Here is a 284-nt window from a genome sequence, read left to right as displayed (position 1 = left end):
TCCCACTTCAGGCCGAACTCGCAATCCTTGCCGCCCCACTTCAGGTGCTGCTCCCGCTGACAATGCGGGCAGGCAATGTGAAGCCGCAGGCGGTAGGGAGACTCATCCGCCGCCTTGGTGATCTGGCAGCTACCGGCGATCCCGGGCGTCGAGCCTCGGATCGACTTCGGATAGACCGCGCCGTCCAGACGCTTGTCGCCAAGGAACGTCGGCGAGCCCTCGCCCTCGACGTCAGCGTCGAACTTCGACAGCTCGTCGTAGATCACCTCGTCGGGCGACTTCTC

The 284-nt window shown here is 64.8% G+C and carries 1 protein-coding gene; it reads right to left on the bottom strand.

Annotated elements, in window-relative coordinates:
- Positions 1-284: phage terminase large subunit family protein (locus tag QSJ95_RS32690; RefSeq protein WP_285647908.1), on the bottom strand; the 284-nt coding region annotated here is incomplete at both ends.

This window comes from Pseudomonas sp. NBRC 100443 (assembly GCF_030268185.1).
GTDB lineage: Bacteria > Pseudomonadota > Gammaproteobacteria > Pseudomonadales > Pseudomonadaceae > Pseudomonas > Pseudomonas citronellolis.
Note: the sequence above shows the minus strand (reverse complement) of the source record. Positions and strands in the feature narration are given on the sequence as shown.